Source organism: Mesorhizobium sp. AA23, assembly GCF_001672435.1.
In the GTDB taxonomy this organism is placed as follows: Bacteria; Pseudomonadota; Alphaproteobacteria; order Rhizobiales; family Rhizobiaceae; genus Mesorhizobium.
Map to the genome: position 1 here is coordinate 335,142 of NZ_LYTP01000023.1, position 20,777 is coordinate 355,918.

A 20,777-nucleotide genomic window follows, 5' to 3' on the forward strand; every position below is an offset into this window, starting at 1 on the left:
ACGCAAGACCGGATTTCTACTTTTTCGGCATGATTTTCGACTTGCGATCCCGAAGCGGTTGTGGTCGTCCGCCCGGCCTGCCATGCAACGCAAGATTAGCGGTTTCGGCATATACCAAGATTCCAACAATCGCGGCGACCGGTCTTGACCTGGAACGTAAGAAGTCGTGGATAGCCGCTGTCCCTGCCGGTTCGGATCACATGTTTGAAGTCACTGCCGAGGATGCGTTCGATTTCCGTTCGACGGAGTACGCCGAGCTCTTCGCCAGCTCGGCGGCAACCGCTTTTCAGCATCCGATTTGGCTCGCGCAACTTTATGAGAGGCTCGTGCGGCGAGGCGCCGCCACGCCACTGATCATCGTCGTCCGCGTGCGTGCGAGCGGAAGGCTCGCGATGGTCCTGCCGCTGGTGAGGCGCCGCTACACGCTGCTGAAGGTCGTGGAATTCGCGGATATGCGGGTTTCGGACTATGTCTCGCCCGTCGCCGACGAGGAGACCTTCTCCCGCATTCTTGCCGACGCCCGCACCGTCGCCGCCATCCGCAAGCATCTGCGGCCATACGATCTCCTGCGCATCGGCAAGCTGGCGGACCGCTCCCTGGCGATGGAGCGCCTGCTTGGCGTCGACAAGCGCGACAGCATGGGCATGAGCGCCTATTCCAGCAAGCTGGAGCCGACATTCGCCGGCTGGCGCGAGCAGCGGCTGGACCAGTCCTATCGCAAGGAGCTGGACAAGAAATCCCGGCAGCTCAACCGCATCGGGGAGGCGCGCTTCGAATGCGTTGACGGCCCGGCCGCGGTCCGCACGACATTCGATGCCCTCAAGCTCTATCGCGGCAAACGCTTCGACGGCAGCAACGGTCCGGCCGACCTTTTGCAGCTGCCTTCCTATTTCGATTTCTACCTGGCCGTGGCCAATGAAGGGTGCGGCGGCTTCGCCCGCACCTATGCATTCTGGATGAACGGCCAGCCGATCGCCGGCGCGCTCGGGCTCGAGCACCGCGGCTCGCTCCTGGTCATCCTCGGCGGTTTCGACGAGGCCGGCTACCGGAAGCAGTCGATCGGCAGCCTGATGTTCGAGCAGATCGCCCGCGATTGCATCGAGCGCGGCGATCAACACCTCGATTTCACCATCGGCGACGAGCCCTACAAGCGCGTGTTCGGCGGCCGGCCTTCACCGATGTGGCAAATCTACCGCGCAGGGAGTCCGCTCGGCTATGCGGCGCATCTAACGGTGCAGAAATTGCCGGCGGCCAAGGCGCTGGCGCGGCATATCCTTGAGGCCGCGCATGTCAAGAAGGCCAAGCCTTCGGCTGTCATCGTGCCGCCGGCTGCCGATGAAGCCGCCGAGTCGTCCTAGTTGAAGCGGGTCGGTTCGGACGCCTTACGCTAGCTTCAGGCGGTCGCGCACGCCTATGCCGAAGCGTACTTTGAACGAAATGCGCCGGCTTACCCGCAATCAGGTCACGGCTTCCACTTGCGGCCGCTTGAGACCGCGCAGCCGCGCGGCAAAGCTCGGGCTGAACTTGTCGATCTCGTGCAGGATGCGGCGACGGCTGAAATGAACCTGCCGGCGCGCGCGCCAGCGCAGGTCCGTGTCGATGGTCAAGCTGCGGCGGAAATTCGCCAACTCGAGCCCCCGTTCATCCATCGCCTGCTTCGTGGGATCATCATAGAAGGTGGCGATCTTCGCCGCCGCCATGCCGGGCGAGGCCATCCACTGCGGCACGTGCACCATGCACAGGCGCTCCACATCGGTGAGGAGGCGGCTGACGCCTGTTCCGGCGGCCGGACAGGATGTCTGATAGGCGTCTCCGATCAGGACGACGCCGTCGCGCTTGCAATTTTCGGCGACGGTGATGTCGGTGAGCCAGCTCGAAACGCGGTCGATGACCTCGAAATCGCCAAAGGTCTTGAGGAGTCCCGGAAGCGTTTCAATGAGCGTTTCGCGCGGGCGGTCGCGCAGCGCCTTGACCCACGGGTCGGTATGCTCCCGGAAAACAAAGAGGTTGGCGCGGGTAACGCCGCCGGCCGGGAAGAAGTTGAGGTAATCGATGCCGTCCGAAACGCGTTCGCCGTAATAGGTCAACGCCAGATGCTTGAACGCGCTTGCTCCCGCCGGCCGGACATTGAAACCGAAAGTCAGCGATTGGCGCTGGTGGACGAACCGGCGCTCGATGCCGACGTCGCGCCGCAGGATGTCGCCCATGCCGGTGGCGAGCACAAGCAGGCGAGCCGTCACATCCGGCTGCCCGATGATCGACACACGCTGCCGCTCTGGGCCGGCCTCCACAGCGCTCACCCTGCCGGCGACGAAGCGTACGGCCTTGGGCAGTTCGGCCCGCATCGCCGCGACGAGGTCGTCGTAAAAAATGCCGTAGTGGCGGGCTCGCGTGCGGTCGAGTACTCGCCCCTTGCGCACGTTGACGATCTCGTCGAATGCCGCGGCCGCCGTGGAAAGACTGTCGAGGAGGCCGATCCGGCGCAGCTTGTCGATTTGGTCGCCGGCGATCTTCTCGACACGGAACTCGCGCGGAAAAACGGGGTGGCGGTCGATCAATGTGACACGGTAGCCCGACCGGCCGAGGAGAGTCGCGGCAAGTGTCCCGGAGAGCCCGCCGCCGACGACAGCGATCTCCGTGTCGGTTCCCTCCGGCAGCGGACGAAGCGAATGTTCGGCTGTCATTGGGAATACCTCAACAGGGCATAAAGGGCACGCGGATTGGTGGTGAAGTAGCGCCAGAACAGCCGGCGCGGCTCCATCAACATGCGCCACAGCCATTCGAAACCCGCCTTCTGGACCCAGAGGGGGGCGCGCCGGACCTTGCCGGCAATATGGTCGAACAGCCCTCCGGAAGTCTTGATCACACCGACATTCGAGAGCCGCGAGCCAAAATCGCGGACAAAGATCTGCTCGCGCGGCACGCCGAGGCCGAGCCACAATATGTCCGGTGCAAGCGCGTCGATCTCTTCGAGCTTTTTCTCGAGCGCTTCGCCGGTGAGGTAGCCATGGCTATGGCCGACGATGCGCAGGCGCGGATAGCTGGCTTTGATGGCGGTCACGGCCTTGGCGTTCCCGGCCTCAGTCGATCCAAGCAGATAGAAGGTCGCGGCCTCGTTCTCGGCGAGCTTCGCCACATCGTGGAACAGATCGGTGGTGGCCACCCGTTCCGGCAACCGCGTGCGGCACAATAGGCGCGAGGCGAGAACAAGCGGCTGGCCGTCGGCGAAGATCTGGTCGGCTTCGCGGAAGAGGGCGGCGATCTCAGATTTCGCGCGAACCTGGGCGATGACGTCGCCGTTGGCGGAGGTGAAGTAGTAGGGACGGCTGCCATGGCGGTGCTGCCGCGCCGCCGCGAGCATCAGGCGGGCGGCGCCCTGCCGATCGATCACGGTGACAGGCAGCCCGCCAAGCTGCACCGTCGGCAATGCAGGCAGGTCCTGCCGGGAAGGGGCTGCTTCCAGCGCTGCCACGGCGGTCACGCTTGGACGTCCGGTCGAAGTCTGGTGCTGCAACCGGGGAAAACGAGAGGTCTCATGGTTCGCGGACGTCAGATGTTGGCTGGAGTGGAGCGGATCCGATCCGCCGGTCGTAGCGCTGTGTTGTTCAAAATCTCTTTTTGAAGTTTCTAAAACTTTTCGCATAGGAGAAGTCGCCCCACTCTCCGGTAGTTCAAACTACCTCCTTCATGGCACCATACCTAAAAAAATCAAAAAGTTAAGCGACATGTTAATAGTTAGTTAATATGGACAATTTGAATCGAAATATAAATCAGTTTAACCTTTCGACCTCGACTTCACTTGCTTTTTGGGTGATTTTGAAGCTGCGTTTTCAACACGAATGCGATGCGATCGCCACTGGTGCGACCACATTGCAATGCCAACAAGCTCCTGATCTATCCTGGGTGATCCTGGGCCACGAAATAGTTGGTGAGGCGGGCAGCGACATGCATGGCGCCCGCCAGACGGGCAAAGCGGAAATCGTCCGGCGTCAGCTACTCCGGCAAAGGCCAAGACCGATCTTCATGGCTCTATTTCACACCGATGCCGGCGGTCAGGCCGCCGTCTATCTTGTAATCCGCGCCGGTGCAGAAGCTCGCTCTGGAGGAGCACAGAAAGGCGATGAGTTCGGCCACTTCTTCCGGTTCGCCGATGCGGCCAAGCGGATGCGCCGCACCGAAGCGCCTGTACGCTTCCTCGACATCGGCATCGCTGCCGGTTTCGCCATGCGCGGCCTTCTCCAGGATCGGTGTGCGGATCGAGCCTGGGCTGACCGAATTGACCCGGATGCCAGCCGCCGCGTAATCCAGCGCCAGCGAACGCGTCAGCGTGTGGATTGCGCCCTTGGTCGTGGCATAGGCGGCGACGTTCTGCTGGCAGGCGAAACCCTGCACCGAGGCGACATTGACGATGGCGCCGCCCCCGCGGCGGATCATTTCGGGGATGCCGAAATGCGCCGTCAGGTAGATCGAGCCGACATTGACCGTCATGGCCTTGTTCCATGTTTCCCAGTCAGTCGTGGTCGCGGTTCCGTAGGGATGGACGGCCGCCGAATTGACGATCACGTCGAGGCCGCAGAACCGTGCCACCCCGGCAGCGACGGCATCGCGGACCTGGTCCGCCACGGAGACGTCGGTGTCGACGACCAGCGCGCCGGCTTCGGAGCTTTCCAGCTCCGCTCTCATTGCCGCATTGGCCGAGCGGTCGATGCCGCAGGCGATGATCGCAGCACCCCCTGCGGCGAGGCGCCTGGCGGTTGCCAGACCGATTCCCGTCGTCCCCGTCACCAGGGCGACCTTGCCAACAAAATCCTTCATTGCGGGAACTCCTTCAGTCACGTGTCGGAACCCGGCTCTTCCGGCAGGAATCGCAGGGCGAAATCCAGATGGCGGCTCATCAGGTAGGCGTAGGCCACTCTGTCGCGCGCGCGCAGGGCGGCGACGATCTCGCCATGCGCGGCGCGGGTGTCGGCCAGGACCGGGCGCATCTCCTTGCCGATGGTCATGATCCGCAGGATCACCGGGGAAAGGAAGGAATACATGTCCGACAGCATGCGGTTGTCCGCCAGCCCGATCAACGCCATGTGGAAGTCGAAATCATTCTCGGCGGCCTCTTGGATCGAGCGGCTCTCGACGATCCGCGCGTTGACCGCGTCGAGCGCTTCGATCTGCTCGTTGGTGGCGTTGAGCACGATGTGGTCGCCGATGCCGACTTCGATGATGCGCCTGAAGCCCTGAATGTCGGCGAAGGAGGAGCGCGAGACATCCATATGCGCGGCAAAGAAATTCTGGATGGCGATGCTATGCCCGTCGGCGAGCACCGCCCCGACGCGGGGTTTCGGTTCGATCAGCCCGTAGGTCCGGATAGCGCGCAAAGCCTCGCGCACAGTGTTGCGACTGGCGCCGGTGATCTCGCTGAGCTCGCGCTCTGTCGGCAGCACGTCGCCGACATTCAGCTGCCGCGAGCGGATGAGATCGAGGATCCGCCCGGCCGCGGCATCGACCGCCGAACTGCCGCCGGGGTGCCGGCGGGCGACGCTCTCGCGCACGGCCTGAGAATTTTCCAATGACGATCTCCCAAATTGTTGGACCAGAATATCGCAAGATTCCGGGAAAACAATCGAGTTGGATGCGGTCTCGATCAGTTTGCCGGGCTACTGTCGGCCATTAGGGCGTCCGATAAAGCCCAAATTGTCATTGACTCTCATCGTGGTCCAACAATAACTTGCCGCTCCCTCTCAAAGGAAGGCAGAAAATGGAGCAGTGCTGGCGTTGGTATGGCCCGGACGATCCGGTGACGCTGGATCACGTCAAGCAGGCCGGGGCGACCGGAATCGTCTCGGCGCTGCACGACATCTATGACGGGCGCGCCTGGCCGCTGGAAAACATCCTGGAGCGCAAGCGGATCATCGAGGCGGCGGGGCTGACCTGGTCGGTCGTCGAGAGCATCCCCGTCCACAACTCGATCAAGATCGGCTCGCCGGAACGGCTGCGCTATGTCGGCTTTTACAAGGATACGATCCGAGCGCTGGCGAAGGCCGGCATCGCGACGATCTGCTACAATTTCATGCCTGTGGTCGACTGGACCCGCACCGATCTGGCGTATCGCCTTCCGACGACGGGTTATGCATTGCGTTTCGACGCGATCGATTTCGCGGCCTACGACCTGTTCGTGCTGAAGCGACGGAATGCCGAGGCCGGCTACAGCGCCGCGCGCATCGCCGAAGCGGAAGCGCGATTGAAAGAGCTCAGCGACGAGAAAATCGACCGGATCGAGCGTAACCTTATCGCCGGACTGCCCGCCACCGAGCGCAGCTACAACCGGGACAGTTTTCGCGAGGCCTTGGCCGAGTACGATTCGATTGGGCCAAGGGAATTGCGCGACAATCTCGCCTGGTTCCTGCGCGAGATTATTCCGGTCGCCGAACAGGAAGGGGTGCGCATGTGCATCCATCCCGACGATCCGCCCTTCTCGCTCTACGGCCTGCCGCGCATCGTTTCGACAGCTGACGATGCGCGATTCATCCTCAATGCCGTGGACAGCCCGGCAAACGGGCTGACATTCTGCACCGGCTCCTACGGCACGCGCGCCGACAACGACATCGTCGCCATGGTCAAGGAGTTCGCGGGCCGCATCCATTTCGTCCATCTGCGCAACGTCACCATCGAGGATGACGGCTCCTTCTATGAGGCCGAGCATCTCGAGGGCGGCACCGACATGGCGCATGTCATCCTCGCCCTGATGCAGGAGGAAGCGCGCCGTCGAAAGGAAGGCCGCGCCGACTGGCGCATTCCGATGCGACCCGATCACGGACATCTGCTCGCCGACGACATCGGCAAGACCAGGATCAATCCCGGTTATTCGCTGATCGGCAGGCTGAAGGGCCTCGCCGAACTGCGCGGCATCATGCGGGCCGTCGAACGGTTCGGGCTGGCATAGAATCGAAACTCTCCACCCACATTACCGGCGAGCGCAATTCGCTGCATAATGACCGCGCTGGCCGAGAATCGGTGTTCGGCAAGCCGATCCTCCACGGCGGCGTCAGTTCTGGTATTCTCAATGCCCTGGTCGCGGAGGATTTGCCCGGGCCCGGGACCGTCTTTCTCGAAATCGCATGGAAGTTCGTCAAGGCGGTCGGCGTTGAGTAGGCGATCATCGGACGCGTGGAGGTCAAGAAGTTGCGCCCCGACAAGCCGATCTGCAAGATCGAGACCAGCCTACGCAACGGCCAGGGGAGCTTTGTCCCACCGGCGCGGCGACCGTGTTGACCGTCCCGCTGCAAGGCGCATGAGCGCGGTGAGCGGCAGCCCGCTTGGCATGGCCGCCGACAGCGGCCGCTGGCGCGTGCTGTCGCTGCTTTGCCTGGCGGTCGTTCTGTCGCTGACCACCTGGTTTTCGGCGACCGCCATCCTGCCCGAACTGAGGCAGGAGCTCGCGCTCGGCGCCGGCGGGGAGGCCTGGCTGACCAACGGCGTTCAGGTCGGCTTCGTGATCGGTGCGCTGGGGGCGAGCCTGGTCAACCTTCCCGATTTGGTGCGGCTCAGCCGGCTGATGGCGGCCGCCGCTTTTGTCGCCGCGCTCGCCAATGCGAGCCTGCTGTTTCATCTCGGGCCGGGCGGCGTGATCGCCGCGCGTATTGTCACCGGCGCAGCACTTGCCGGCGTCTATCCGCCGGCGCTGAAGCTCGTCGCCACCTGGTTCACGCGCGACCGGGGGCTGGCGCTCGGCGCAGTCATAGGCGCGCTCACCATCGGCTCGGCGCTGCCGCATCTTTTTCGCGCTGTCCTGACCGCGCTCGACTGGCGGCCGGTGGTCGCGGCCGCCAGTCTAGCAACGACGGTCGGCGCGCTCCTGTTTCTCTTGTTCGCAAGGGAGGGGCCCTATCCTTTCGGCAAGGCGGTGTTCGAGCCATCGCGCATCGGGCAGGTGTTTCGCGAGCGGCCGCTGCTCCTGGCCAATCTCGGCTATCTCGGCCATATGTGGGAACTCTACGCCATGTGGGCGTGGCTGCTTGCCTATACGCGCTCGGCATTCGAGGCGCAGGCGATCGGATCGGCCGCTGCCGCCTCGCTTTCGACCTTCTTCGTCGTCGCCTCCGGCATCATTGGCTGCCTGTTGGGCGGCTATCTGTCGGACCGCATCGGCAGAACCGCGACCACCGCCGGCATGATGATCGTCTCGGGAAGCTGTGCGCTGCTGATGGGCTTCCTGTTTGCCGGGCCGCTTTGGCTCTTCATGCTGGTCGCCGTCGTCTGGGGTATTTCGGTGATCGGCGATTCGGCGCAATTCTCAGCCGCAGTGACCGAGCTCGGCGATCGCCGCTTCGTCGGCACGGCGCTGTCGGTGCAGCTTGGCGCCGGCTTTGCGCTGACGGTGCTCGCCATCTGGCTGACGCCGCGCTTCGCCGACTTCATCGGTGGCTGGCGCTGGGCCTTCCTGCTGCTGGTGCCGGGTCCGCTTCTTGGGGCGGCCGCTATGCTGTGGTTGCGAAACTTGCCGGAGAGCGAGAAAATGGCCGGCGGCCTCCGCTAGCGCTCTTGCTCCTCGACTGTCTAGCGCTGGAGCCGATTGAGAACTTCGTCGCTACGCAAATCGCCAGCGCACGGCCCGCGCTGCTCCGTTGGGCGTAAGGGTTGGCGATTGCACATTTGCCGGGAACAATGCAGCCTAGCTTCGAGGCTCGAAAGCTGCCTCCCGGAGCGGGGCCATGCAGGCAGGATACGCGGCACAGTTACTGGTGCAGATGTCATGACACGCGCCCAGTTGGCCGGCGTCATCCTGGGTCTGTCGCTGGTCGCAGCGCTTACCATTGTCCGGGCGAGCGACCCGCAGCCGTTGAGACTCGCCCGCGAAGCGACGTTCGACCAGTATCAGAGGCTGGCACCTCGCCGCTTCGAGTCGATGCCCGTCCGCGTGGTGGACATCGACGAGGCCTCATTGCAGCAGTTCGGGCAGTGGCCGTGGCCCAGGGATCGCATGGCGGCCCTGGTCGAAAAGCTGACGGAGCTTGGTGCGGCGGCCATCGCATTCGACATTCTTTTCGCCGAGCCCGACCGTCTGTCGCCTCGCACTGTCCTCCGCGACGTGCCGGGCATCGATCCGGCCCTGCTCGACCGCCTGCCCGACAATGACGAGATCTTCGCCGGGTCGATCGCCGGCAAGCCAGTTATCCTGGGCTACGGCATCTCCAACGAAGGGAACTATCGGCCGCAAATCAAGGCTGGCATTGCCTTTATGGGCGAGAGCCCGATCGCTGCTCCTCCGCCTATCAAGGCAGCCACGCCGCTGCGGCCGCAGCTTGAGGCCAATTCAGCCGGCATCGGACACATCAGCCTCAATCCCGGCAGATCGACCGCTGTGGTGAGGACAGCCCCACTCTTTCTGACTGATGGCGAGCAGCTTTATCCGGATCTTGCCCTCGAAGCCATAAGAGTAGCGCAGGGGGCCTCCACCTACCTCATTGCCGGCGCGCCGGATCGGCAGGGCATAATGACCTCCGTCAAGATCGGCGACTTCGTTATCCCGGTGACCTCGGCCGGCGAACTCTGGCTCTATGTCAGTCCCGACAGGGCCGAGCGTTATGTTTCGGCGAAGGACGTGCTTGCACCCGGCGGCGTCTCGTCCGAAACGAGGGCCGCGATCGAAGGCAGCATCGTGTTTGTCGGCACTTCGGCCGCCGGGCTGCAGGACATTCGTGTCACCGCGCTCGGTGAGAACGTGCCGGGCGTCTCGATCCACGCGCAGATCGTTGAACAGGTGCTGTCCGGCCACTATCTGTCTCGGCCTGATTGGGCAAACGGGCTGGAAATCGCGTCGATCGCGATGCTCGGCAGCCTCCTGGTGATTCTGACGATTTTCGTAAGCCCCGTGATTGCGCTCGCCTGCGGCCTTGCGATCACGGGACTGGCGCTCGTCGCATCATGGTTTGCCTTTTCGCTTGCGGGACTGCTGTTCGACCCGTTTGCGCCGATCCTCATGGGCACGATCACGCATTTCGCGACAACCTCTTTCCGCTTCCTGGTGACTGATCGAGAGCGGCGCGCGATCCGGCGGGCCTTCGGTCAGTATTTGTCGCCATCGCTTCTCTACCGGATCGAGCACACGCGCGACGCGCTTCGTCTTGGCGGCGACGACCGAGAGCTGACCGTGATGTTTGTCGATGTGCGAAACTTCACGGAGATCAGCGAAAGACTGCCGCCCACCGCCGTCGTGCGGTTTTTGAACACGCTTCTCGACGCGCTCAGCCGTCATGTCACCGCCAATGAAGGCACGCTCGACAAGTTCATCGGCGATTCGATCATGGCCTTTTGGAATGCCCCGGTCGACGTCACCGATCATCCCCGCAAAGCCGCTCGCGCGGCATTGGCGATGCGCGAGACGATTGCCCGCCTCAACGAAAGCGATGCATTCGGATTCGGGGCCGGGCAGACGGTTCGCATCGGTATCGGAATCCATACCGGCGTCGCCTGTGTCGGAAATATGGGCGCGGAGTCGCGTTTCAACTATTCGGCCGTTGGCGACGCGGTGAACATCGCAGCGCGTATCGAGACAACGTGCAAGACGGTGAGTTTCGATATCCTCGCGTCCGACGACACAGTAAGATCGCTGCAAGGCTGGGCCTTGCTCGACGCGGGATCGCTGGAACTCAAGGGAAAGAGCACGAGGACCAGAATCAATGCCGTCGTAGGCGATGAAAACGTTGGGTCGTCGCCGGATTTTGCCGAATTGCGGCTTCTCCACGGCAAGCTCGTGGAGGCGTTGCAATCGCGCTTGCCAGGCACCCGAAAGATGATCGCGGCGGCCAAAGCCAAGGCTGCGGGCCTGCCGACAGGGTTGCAGGAATTCTATGGCCGGATCTCGCGCAGAGCGGATGATTTTGTTGGCAAGCGGGCGGGAGCGGCGATGGAAGCGAATGCCGGCTATGCGGAGCAACAATTCGGCTCCGGCTCCTGACCTTCATTGATGTAGGGCGGTCGACCGCTCGACTCGGTGGTGTTCAAGGGCAACAATTTCGTCCACCCCGACGTAGGGGCGAGTTGGCCCAGACCGGTTGGCGAAGTCGGATACGGACGCGCCGAGAAAAAGAGCGGCTATCCGCTGCTCTTGCCACTGCCGGCCACCCCTGCCGCTACTTTTTGCCAGGACCCTTGGATTTTCCGGGATTGCTGGGATCGTGCTTGCCCGGATCATTTCCATGGCCGTTGTTGCCGTCATCTTTGTCGCCCCGCGGCGGGCTCGGCGGATCGGGGGTGCCCGGACTGGGTGGTGCCGGTGAGTTGCGCCGCTCCGGCCGCGCCGTATGCTCCTGCTGAATGGCAGCCGTAAGCCCGCAATTTCCGCCGATTGCGTCAAAGCCTCCCGAGAGCTGCTGATTGCCGGTCAGAAACGGCAATGCCCGCGAGGTGCCGAGTGTGGTGAGCACAGATCGATTGACCTTGATAACGTCGGACATCGCGCCTGACGGCGTCGCGACCACGCAATCGCAGCGCCGCTTCAGTTCCCTGCATCCGCCGCCGCTGCAGAATCGGGCCGACCCCTTCAGCAGCACGACGGCGGTTTTGCCGTTGGGCGCGATGTGGACATCGAATGCTGTTCCCCGCACGCCTATTGTGCCTGCGGGCGTCACAATCTGGTAGGCGGACGAAGGCGAGTTCCCGCTTATCCAGCGAAACGTTCCCTTGGCAGCGCGGATGGTGAGCTTCTTCACCGAATTATCATCGTTGAAGACGTATTTGTCGAGGACGACGGAAGAACCCCACCCCACCGCCAGCTTGGTGCCATCCCGGAACACGAATTGGCCAAGCCCGGTATTGGATGTCCTGATTCGTTCGTCCCGATGAACGGGTGCGCTGACCACCAGTGGTCCGGTTGCGCCGGTAACGGCAGTCTTGATCACGACTGCCCGGCCCACTGCTTCGGCGGCTATGGTCGGTGTCGCATTGATGAGATTCGCGGCAAGCGCGACAACTGCAGCCCACCTCAAGGACGGCATGGCATCCTCCCCGAAACGACTTTATTAGCACATGCTTGAAAGGCTGTCCCCGCGGAGTCATACCTCAATTTGAGTAGGATATGGCTCTTTCGCTTGGGCGACGCTCGAAGGCACAATCGTCGACGTTAGGTCCTGCGCTTGGGTGGGCCGCGCGGGTTGCCCCCTCGCTCATCGGGTCGGAGGTGGGATAACGCCAATGCTGTTACTGAATTCGTCTGGCTGAGGGACAAGGCGATGTTCTGCGTGGGCGGCGCGAGAGCGCCCGCATCTGGGGCATCGATCATGGTTTGTGTCGGCGCGCTGTCTTTGAAGATCTTCAGCCCATTCTTGGGCAGTTTAGCCGCGTCGGCCACGAGGGAGGAGCGCCATCGCCCTGGCCGCTTTTCTGAAAGCAAGCAATCGGCCAGCCCGCGACCCGTCTCGATACAAGTGCATGTATCCGCCGTGATCTATCTGCAGCGCACGAGGCCGACAAGGCAAATAGGCTGGGCATCGCATCCAATGTGCATAGCAGCTGAGCAGACGCTGCTCAGCATATGAACCCTCTTGGGTAATATAATTTGAAAAAATTGCTCCCTCATGTTCAAAACAGGTCGATAGACCCGCGAGAAATGGGTTCGAATCCTGCGGGGGCCCGCGGTCCTCAGGCGAGAATTCTAAAGAGGTTCGACAATGACCCAGCACGTACAAGATGCTCGAATTCTCATGTACAGCCACGACACGTTCGGGCTCGGCCACTTGCAGCGCTGCCGCACGATCGCGCATTCCCTGGTCGAGGATTTCCACGGACTTCAGGTGCTTATCATTTCGGGCGCGCCTATCGCCGGCGCCTTCGACTACCGCGCCCGCGTCGACTTCGTGAAGATCCCGAGCGTCATCAAGTTGCGCAACGGCGAATACACCTCGCTGGAAAAGGATATCGATCTGCATGAGACGCTAAGAATGCGCCAGTCGATCATTCGCCACACAGCCGAGACGTTTCGGCCGGATATCTTCATCGTCGACAAGGAACCGCTCGGGCTGCGCGGTGAGATCGAGGACACGCTGTCCTACCTCAAGACGCGAGGCACTACGCTGGTGCTTGGCCTGCGCGAGGTGATGGATGCGCCGCATCTGCTGGAAGCAGAGTGGGAACGCAGGGATGTGATGCGCAAGATAGGCCTGTTCTACGACAAGGTCTGGGCCTACGGTCCGCCGGATTTTTACGATCCGTTGACCGGCCTGGATGTGCCGCCGGCTATCAGGGCAAAGATGAAGTTCGTCGGTTTCCTGCAACGGAGCCTGCAGAAGAACGAGTTGCCCGGCCACCGCCCCGAGGGCGACTATATCCTCGTTACGACCGGTGGCGGCGGCGACGGCGCCGATCTGATCCACAACGTTATCGATGCCTATCAGCAGGATCCGCAATTGCAGCATAGGGCGCTGATCGTGCTTGGGCCCTACATGCCGGCGCGCAAGCGCAACAAGTTTCTTAAGAAGGGGTCCAAAATCCCGTATATCAAGATCATCGAATTCGACAACCGCATGGAAGAGCTGATTGCCGGCGCCAAGGCGGTAGTGGCGATGGGCGGTTACAACACCTATTGCGAGATACTGTCTTTCGACAAGCCGGCGCTGATCGTGCCCCGCGTCAAGCCGCGCGAGGAGCAACTGATCCGCGCACGGCGAGCAGCCGAACTCGGTCTCATCAAGATGCTTTCCCCGGAAGAAGCTGAGGATTCCCAGCGGTTTGCCGATACACTGAAGGTGCTGCCGGATCGGCCCCGCCCATCGCAGAGCAATCCGCACCTGAGGCTGGAAGGGCTGCCTCATATTTCCGCAATCGTCGCGGAACTGCTCGACCGGCGTGCCGGCCATCACCTTTCGGTCATTGAAGGCATCAACTGAGTTGCAACCTCGCAAGATCGTCGTGGTTCTGAAGGGTTATCCGCGGCTGTCGGAAACCTTCATCGCGCAGGAGCTGCTCGGGTTGGAGCGAGCGGGGTTCGACCTGATACTCGTCGCGCTGAGACGGCCGACCGACACAAAACGCCATCCGGTGCATAACGAGATCAAAGCGCCCGTCCATTATCTGCCGGAATATCTGCATGAAGAACCGATGCGGGTGGCTCGCTCGCTGTTTGCTTGTCTGCTGCGGCCAGGCTTCTGGCGCGCGTTCGGATCGCTGGCTACCGACATCCCTCGCGACTTTACGCGCAATCGCGTACGCCGCTTCGGGCAAGCGCTCGTGTTGGCGGCCGAATGGCCGGAAGATGTGGGCTGGCTGCATGCGCATTTCGCGCACACACCGGCATCGGTGACACGCTATGCCAGCCAGCTTCGCGGTCTGCCCTGGAGCTGCTCGGCCCATGCCAAGGACATCTGGACTTCGCCTGACTGGGATCTCGCCGGCAAGCTTTCCTCGGCCCGCTGGACGGTCACTTGCACGAAAACCGGCTTCGACCGTCTGAAAAAACTCGCTAACGGCAACTCGTCTTTGCATCTGAGCTATCATGGGCTCGACCTTGATCGCTTCGGCAGCTTCCGCGAGGCGCGGAAACAGCATGACGGCTCGGCACCGGACGAACCGGTTATCGTTCTGAGTGTCGGGCGCGCCGTTGAAAAGAAAGGTTACGATACCTTGCTGGAGGCTCTTGCCCTCCTGCCTGGTGATTTGGCGTGGCGTTTCGAGCATATCGGCGGCGGCGAGGAACTGGAACGGCTCAAGGCGCTGGCGCAAAAGCTCGGCCTGGATGGTCGCGTCTCTTGGAGAGGCGCGCTTGCTCAGGAGGAGGTGCTTGAGCACTACCGCCGCGCCGACATCTTCGCCCTGGCCTGCAGGATCACCGCAAACGGCGACCGGGACGGTCTGCCGAATGTTCTGGTTGAGGCGGCCAGCCAGCGGCTTGCCTGCGTGTCGACCGATATTTCCGGCGTGCCGGAGCTTTTATCTGCGGATGAAACCGGGCTGCTGGTCCCGACAGAAAACCCAATTGCCCTGGCACAGGCGCTGGAGCGCCTTATCCGTGATCCCGTGCTGCGCGCCCGCCTCGGTGACGCTGCAGAGTGGCGCGTGCGCGCCAATTTCGATCATCTGACAAGCATTGGGCAGCTCAAGGAACTGTTCGAGCGGGAGTGGCGGGCCGCCGAATGAAGCGACTGCGCGCCTTCTTCTATGTCCAGCACCTCCTGGGTATCGGCCATCTTGCGCGCGCCAGCCGCATTGCGGCGGCTCTGGTCGATGACGGGTTTGACGTAACCGTGGTGACGGGCGGCGCGCCGATCGCGGGGTTTCCAGGATCGGGCGTCAAATCTGTATCTCTGCCTCCCGTCACCTCCGGCGATGAAGGATTTTCCGGACTTGTCGACCTGCAGGGCAAACCCATCGACGATGCTTTCAGGAGATGGCGTTCGGAGATGCTGTTGCAGGCCTATCGGGATTGCGGGCCCGATATCGTCATTGTCGAGGCGTTTCCATTTGGACGCCGGCAGATGCGTTTCGAACTCCTGCCGCTGATCGAGGCCATCGACGCGACATCACCCAGACCGCTGCTGGCGACGTCCGTCCGTGATATCCTTCAGGAGCGCGTCAAGCCGGGCCGAAACGAGGAAACGGTCGATCTCATCAACAGGCATTTCGACCTTGTCATGGTCCACGGCGATCCGGCTTTCGCGACCATCGACAAGACCTTTCCACTGGCTGGGGCGATCAGGGCCAAGGTTGCCTACACTGGGCTCGTTGCCGCGCCGCCACCGCCCGCGGTCTCCGAGCGCTTCGACGTTCTGGTGTCGGTTGGCGGCGGGGCTGCCGGAAAGAGCCTCGTCAGTGCCACTGTCGCAGCGGCGCGGAATGCCAACGGCGCTTGGAAATGGTGTTTGATCACCGGTCCAAACCTGCCGAAAGGCGAGGTCGACGCGATCGCACGCGATGCCACGCCGGGCCTGTCGATCTTCCGGTTCCGCGAGGATTTCGCCAGCTTGCTGACCGGCGCCCGTCTGTCAGTCTCGCAGGCGGGTTACAACACGGTCTGCGACGTGCTTCGCGCGGGTTGTCGCTCCCTACTCGTTCCATTTGCGGCGGGTGCGGAAACCGAACAGACGGTTCGCGCCCTGATGCTCGAAGAAATGGGTCTTGCAACGGTGCTGACGGAAAAGGACCTAACGCCTGAAGGTTTGGCGCGAGCGATCGAACAGGCGCTTGCTGGACCGAGGCCGTCCGCGCATCGTCTCGATCTGGAAGGCGCGCGTCGCTCGGCCCAAATCCTGCGCGAGCGACATCGAACATGGTCCCTGAAAACGGAACTCTAGCTAACGCGCGTCGCCCCGGTGAGATTCGCGCGACGTCGTTATTCGACAGCCGTCACGCTTCTTTCGAGCGAAATGCGTTAAACAGTTCCAATCAGCATGAAGCGCGTATAATTTTTTGTCGGCAGTTCGCCCGAGAACCGCACCTCCCGTAGGGCCGCCATTGCTTCGAAGGCTGCCAGTGAAGCCACGCAGTTGATGTGGGTCGGCTCGCTGAAATAATCGTTCGATTGCAGCAATACATTCGTGCCCCGCGGAAGCAGGGCAAGCCAGGCGCGCAGATCGACTATGTGTTCGCAGCTCGTATTGACCACCAGGTCGGGCTGCGCGGCCGCATAGTCAACGGCGTACATATCTGCCGTCAGCGCGCGGAACCGGTCAACGGCATCCCGGTTGAGGGTCCGGGCGACCGGCGCGACTTCAGGATCGATGTCGATGCTATCAATCGCTCCGATGTCGAAGCGAGCATCGTTGAAAAGCATTGCCGGCAATACGCCGTACCATCCACCCAGAACCCATATGCGCCCGAACCGGCCGCCGCAGCTATCGAACAGCTTGTCGAGTGCCCACATCTTGCAGGCGACCTGCTTGTGGTTGAAGGCGTTGGCGATATCGGCCTGCGGATGCCTCGCGATGACGCGCGACAGCCCTGCCACGAGAGGGTGGTTGACATAGGCGGCAATTCCCCGCGTGAGGTCCAAGGCCTGTTCGTGCCCGTCCATGCCCGCATTGCGTGGTTGCGTGACATCCATCATACTCGTCTTGTAGGTTGGGATTTCGGGCGACACAACGCAATCTTGCCCCGGCAAGGCTGGTTGGTTCGCGGACGTTGATCATGCTGCACGCCGCTTCGCCATTGCCCCGTGCCGGAGAGGGGCTGTCGCATCAGTCCGGACCATCGGCGTTCATGCGCCAGCATCAGCAGCGCAGCTGTGGCGGCCGTTCGCCAAAACGCCACGGCAGCCGTCAATCGTTTGGCCAGCTGCTTTCTTCGCTAATCAACAATGCCCGTGTTGCGGTCATCGACCATGCGCCTGAACTGGATCGCGCCGCCTCGCAGCGTCCTTTCATCGTTGAGCGCAGGACAATCACGGTGCACTGTGGCTCGAAGCATGTCGTTGGCGACGAAGAAATTGCCGATGCGCCATTAGCCAGCAGGTGCTTCTATGTCCTGCAGCCTTGCAATTGAACGGTCCACGGTCGGATGGAACCCAGTTTAGCCCGCTATATCTGGACGCACACCAAGAAGCAGCAGGTCTGGATATTGATGATCGTCGTGCTTTCGATGATCCCGTATTTCATATCCTTCGATCTGCCGAAGCTGATCGTCAACGGCCCCATCCAAGGTAAGGGTTTCGGAGAACCCGGTGCGACCCAGCCGTTCATGAGGCTGCACTATGACCTGCCATTCATTGGTGAGGTGCAGTTCTTCTCCGGCTTTCAGCTCGACCGCACGGAGACGCTGTTTGCGCTGAGTATTGTTTTCCTTTTGCTAGTCATCATCAACGGCCTGTTCAAACTCTACATCAACACATACAAAGGCCGACTTGGCGAGCGCATGCTGCGGCGTATCCGTTTCGATCTGATCGATCGCGTGCTGCGGTTTCCGCCGATTTACTTCAAACGCGTGAAATCCGCCGAAGTGGCGACCATGGTGAAGGACGAGGTGGAGCCGCTGGGGGGCTTCATCGGCGATGCCTTCCTGCAGCCGGTGCTGCTCGGCGGTCAGGCGCTGACGGCCATGCTGTTCATCATGGTGCAAAACTTCTGGCTCGGAACGATTGCGGTCGTGATCGTGGTGATCCAGATCGTCCTCATCCCGCGCATGCGGCGGCGGCTGATCGTGCTCGGGCGCGAACGGCAGTTGACGGCGCGCGCGCTCTCGGGCCGGGTCGGCGAAATCGTCGACGGCATCGGCGCGGTTCACGTCCACGACACATCAAACTACGAGCGCGCCGACATAGCTGCTCGGCTCGGCCTCATTTTCAAGATCCGCTTCGATCTTTACCAATGGAAATTCATGGTGAAGTTCCTCAACAATTTCCTGGCGCAGCTCACGCCCTTTCTGTTCTACATGATCGGTGGCTACCTGGTCATCCGGGGGCGGCTGGACGTCGGCCAGCTGGTGGCCGTGATCAGCGCCTACAAGGACCTGCCCGGACCGATGAAGGAACTGATCGACTGGGATCAGGCTCGCCAGGATGTCCAGGTCAAATACCAGCAGGTCGTTGAGCAATTCACCGTCGAGGGTCTCATTGCGCCAAGAATTGGGGCGTTGACGATCGATGCTCCCGGTCCGATGACCAACCCGCTGTCGGCGATCAATCTGTCCATAGCGGACGATGGCGGTGGAATGCTCCTCGACCGGATCTCGCTCCAGGTCAAGCCGGGTGAGACGGTGGCGCTGGTCAGCACCGCAACAGGTGGAGCGGAGGCGCTTGCGGAAGCCTTCGCGCGGCTGAACTGGCCGGACAGCGGAAAGATCGCTTCGGGCGCCGACGACCTGCTTGAACTTCCCGAAGCGGTGACCGGCCGGCGCATGTCCTACGCCTCGTCGGATGTTTTCCTGTTCCATGCAAGCCTCCGCGATAACCTGCTCTACGGGTTGAAGCATGCGCCGCTGACATCAGTGCCTTATGAGGGTGCTGCGGCAGACCAGCAGCGCTGGAACATTCACGAGGCGCGGCGGTCGGGCAATTCGGACCTCGATATCCGGAGCGACTGGATCGACTATGCTTCCGCCGGCGCCACCGGCCCGCACGACCTTTTTGAGGCGGTGCGCCGGGTGCTCGACGCGGTTCTTCTGTCGCGCGACATTCTGGATCTTGGCTTGCGCTCCTCGGCTGACCTGACGCGTCACACGGAACTCGCCAGGCGCATCGTCGAACTGCGTGCGGCGCTTCGAACCCGGCTGGAACAGGAAGGGCTGAGCGGACTGGTGGTTCCTTTCGAACCAGGCGCCTACAACAAGGAAGCATCGATCGGCCAAAACCTGCTCTTCGGCGCCGCCGCCGGCCCCGAACTGGCCGACAAGGCGCTAGCGGCCAATCCCTATTTTGCGTCTGTGCTGAGGCAAGCCGGCCTCGACCGCACGCTTTTCGAGATGGGCATGGAGATCGCCGAACAGGCGATCGAGCTGTTTGCCGACCTGCCGCCCGATCACCAGTTCTTCCAGCAGCTCGCCTTCATGAGCGCCGAAGAGATACCCGCCTACGAAACCTTGTTGCAACGGCTCAAGAACCGGCCCTATGAGGCAGTTTCGGAGAACGATCGCGCCATGATCGTTACACTGAGCTTTGCCTATATCGAGCCCCGGCACCGCTTCGGTCTGCTGAGCGAGGATCTGATGAGCAAGATCGTCGCTGCACGCAACCGGTTCTATGAAACCCTGCCGTCCGAACTGCAAAATGCGATCGAACGTTATGATCCTGCCAAATACATCGCGGCGGCCAGCGTCATGGATAATGTCCTGTTCGGGCGTGTGGGCAACAACCATCCCGACGCGCCGGATCGCATACGCTCGATCGTCTATGACATTCTCGACGAACTGGGGCTTTATGCCGAACTTCTGGATGTTGGCCTGGACTTCAACGTCGGCGCCGGCGGCAGGCGGCTGACCGCTGGACAGCGGCAGAAGCTCGATGTTGCCCGGGCCCTGCTCAAGCGTCCCGATTTTCTCATTCTCAACCGGCCGCTATCGGCGCTCGACCAGCGTGCGCAGGACAAGGTGCTGCGAAACGTGCTCGACGAAGCCAGGTGCGACGGCCATTCGCCGGCAATTGTGTGGGTCGTGACGAATCCGGCAATGGGGATGATGTTCGACCGCGTTATCGTCTTCGACTCGGGTAAATTGGTGGAAGACGGAACGCTCGAGACACTTTTGGCAGGGAAGGGTATCTTCAAGGAACTGCTGTCTTAGATCAACGGGCATTGAGATGGGATCGTTCTGTCGGTGGGAATTGGCTGCAAGGCCTCGGGATACGGCGCCTGGCAAACGCGAATTTTGAGAAGGTTTGCGACAATGCTGCTCAAGGATGAAGTTGGAATGCTGCAACGCGTTCCCTTGTTCTCCGGCATCGAACCGACAAAGCTCAAGCTGCTTGCGTTCACATCCGATCGTGTGAGCTACAGCGCCGGCCAGATCCTTTTCCGGCAGGGCGACGAGGGAGACGCCGCCTATGTCATCCTTTCAGGCAGTGCGGATGTTCTGGTCGATTCCGACAGCGGGCCGATAAAAGTTGCCGAACTGGCGCCAAATTCGATCGTTGGCGAGATCGCCATCTTGTGCAACAGCTCCCGCACTGCCACCGTCAGAGCGGCAAGTCCGCTGGAAGCCTTGAAAATCAGCAAGGATCATTTCCTGAGGCTTATGAAGGAGTTCCCGGAGATGACCATCGAGATATTGCGGGTTCTTGCCGATCGTCTAAGCCATACGACCGCGGACCTGATCGACGCACGAAACGCCTAGCAGCAGTTGTTTGGCCACGACGGGCGAAGGAGCAG

Annotated in this window: 17 protein-coding genes; 11 read left to right on the forward strand and 6 right to left on the reverse strand. The window is 61.9% G+C overall.

Annotated features, from left to right (window positions below; all coding sequences use genetic code 11):
* Positions 1-200: 200 nt before the first annotated feature.
* Entirely contained in the window at positions 201-1,358 is a 1,158-nt protein-coding gene (locus A9K66_RS18275; RefSeq protein WP_067326263.1) for a GNAT family N-acetyltransferase, read from the forward strand.
* Positions 1,359-1,457: 99 nt separating this feature from the next.
* Here A9K66_RS18275 and A9K66_RS18280 read toward each other — a convergent pair whose 3' ends face one another.
* From A9K66_RS18280 to A9K66_RS18295, 4 genes are all read right to left on the reverse strand, one after another.
* On the reverse strand, positions 1,458-2,684 hold the full coding sequence (locus A9K66_RS18280) for an NAD(P)/FAD-dependent oxidoreductase (RefSeq protein ID WP_067326266.1): 1,227 nt from the start codon (positions 2,682-2,684) through the stop codon (positions 1,458-1,460).
* A complete protein-coding gene (locus A9K66_RS18285; protein ID WP_347404202.1) occupies positions 2,681-3,643 on the reverse strand; it encodes a WecB/TagA/CpsF family glycosyltransferase in 963 nt (320 codons plus the stop codon). The genes A9K66_RS18280 and A9K66_RS18285 overlap by 4 nt, the downstream gene beginning before the upstream one ends.
* 386 nt (positions 3,644-4,029) lie before the next feature.
* On the reverse strand, positions 4,030-4,815 hold the full coding sequence (locus tag A9K66_RS18290) for an SDR family oxidoreductase (protein ID WP_067326268.1): 786 nt from the start codon (positions 4,813-4,815) through the stop codon (positions 4,030-4,032).
* Positions 4,816-4,832: 17 nt separating this feature from the next.
* Complete coding sequence (locus tag A9K66_RS18295) at positions 4,833-5,564, reverse strand: FCD domain-containing protein (RefSeq protein ID WP_245307579.1); 732 nt, start codon at positions 5,562-5,564, stop codon at positions 4,833-4,835.
* 188 nt (positions 5,565-5,752) lie between these two features.
* Here A9K66_RS18295 and uxuA point away from each other — a divergent pair, with 188 nt between their 5' ends.
* From uxuA to A9K66_RS18315, 4 genes are all read left to right on the forward strand, one after another.
* Positions 5,753-6,937, forward strand: coding sequence for a mannonate dehydratase (gene uxuA / locus A9K66_RS18300; RefSeq protein WP_067326271.1), 1,185 nt, complete (start codon positions 5,753-5,755; stop codon positions 6,935-6,937).
* Between the two features lie 71 nt (positions 6,938-7,008).
* Positions 7,009-7,146 (forward strand): MaoC/PaaZ C-terminal domain-containing protein, encoded by a 138-nt coding sequence (locus A9K66_RS31245; RefSeq protein WP_206628220.1) that lies wholly within the window; start codon positions 7,009-7,011, stop codon positions 7,144-7,146.
* Between the two features lie 139 nt (positions 7,147-7,285).
* Complete coding sequence (locus A9K66_RS18310; RefSeq protein ID WP_067326274.1) at positions 7,286-8,530, forward strand: MFS transporter; 1,245 nt, start codon at positions 7,286-7,288, stop codon at positions 8,528-8,530.
* Between the two features lie 216 nt (positions 8,531-8,746).
* Positions 8,747-10,951 (forward strand): adenylate/guanylate cyclase domain-containing protein, encoded by a 2,205-nt coding sequence (locus tag A9K66_RS18315; RefSeq protein WP_067326277.1) that lies wholly within the window; start codon positions 8,747-8,749, stop codon positions 10,949-10,951.
* Positions 10,952-11,126: 175 nt separating this feature from the next.
* On the opposite strand, the gene A9K66_RS18320 is transcribed toward A9K66_RS18315, so the two are convergent.
* The gene (locus tag A9K66_RS18320; protein ID WP_067326280.1) at positions 11,127-11,990 is read right to left on the reverse strand and encodes a FecR domain-containing protein; all 864 of its coding nucleotides are present in this window, start codon (positions 11,988-11,990) and stop codon (positions 11,127-11,129) included.
* Positions 11,991-12,662: 672 nt separating this feature from the next.
* On the opposite strand from A9K66_RS18320, the gene A9K66_RS18330 reads away from it, so the two are divergent.
* The 3 genes from A9K66_RS18330 to A9K66_RS18340 are packed head-to-tail and all read left to right on the forward strand — an operon-like array spanning position 12,663 to position 16,277.
* A complete protein-coding gene (locus tag A9K66_RS18330; protein ID WP_066994049.1) occupies positions 12,663-13,877 on the forward strand; it encodes a glycosyltransferase family protein in 1,215 nt (404 codons plus the stop codon).
* Position 13,878: 1 nt separating this feature from the next.
* Complete coding sequence (locus A9K66_RS18335; protein ID WP_067326287.1) at positions 13,879-15,123, forward strand: glycosyltransferase family 4 protein; 1,245 nt, start codon at positions 13,879-13,881, stop codon at positions 15,121-15,123.
* The gene (locus tag A9K66_RS18340; protein WP_067327092.1) at positions 15,120-16,277 is read left to right on the forward strand and encodes a glycosyltransferase family protein; all 1,158 of its coding nucleotides are present in this window, start codon (positions 15,120-15,122) and stop codon (positions 16,275-16,277) included. Before A9K66_RS18335 ends, A9K66_RS18340 begins: the two co-directional genes overlap by 4 nt.
* A gap of 77 nt (positions 16,278-16,354) precedes the next feature.
* Here A9K66_RS18340 and A9K66_RS18345 read toward each other — a convergent pair whose 3' ends face one another.
* On the reverse strand, positions 16,355-17,026 hold the full coding sequence (locus tag A9K66_RS18345) for a class I SAM-dependent methyltransferase (protein WP_082953982.1): 672 nt from the start codon (positions 17,024-17,026) through the stop codon (positions 16,355-16,357).
* An 83-nt stretch (positions 17,027-17,109) separates the two neighbouring features.
* On the opposite strand from A9K66_RS18345, the gene A9K66_RS18350 reads away from it, so the two are divergent.
* The 3 genes from A9K66_RS18350 to A9K66_RS18360 all read left to right on the forward strand — a co-directional run bounded on the left by A9K66_RS18350 (position 17,110) and on the right by A9K66_RS18360 (position 20,742).
* Positions 17,110-17,463, forward strand: coding sequence for a hypothetical protein (locus A9K66_RS18350; protein ID WP_095800379.1), 354 nt, complete (start codon positions 17,110-17,112; stop codon positions 17,461-17,463).
* A gap of 15 nt (positions 17,464-17,478) precedes the next feature.
* On the forward strand, positions 17,479-20,193 hold the full coding sequence (locus A9K66_RS18355; protein ID WP_067326297.1) for an ABC transporter ATP-binding protein: 2,715 nt from the start codon (positions 17,479-17,481) through the stop codon (positions 20,191-20,193).
* Between the two features lie 102 nt (positions 20,194-20,295).
* Positions 20,296-20,742 carry a cyclic nucleotide-binding domain-containing protein gene (locus tag A9K66_RS18360; protein ID WP_067326300.1) on the forward strand — a complete coding sequence of 149 codons (447 nt, stop codon included), beginning with the start codon at positions 20,296-20,298 and terminating at the stop codon, positions 20,740-20,742.
* The last annotated feature ends 35 nt before the right edge of the window (positions 20,743-20,777 follow it).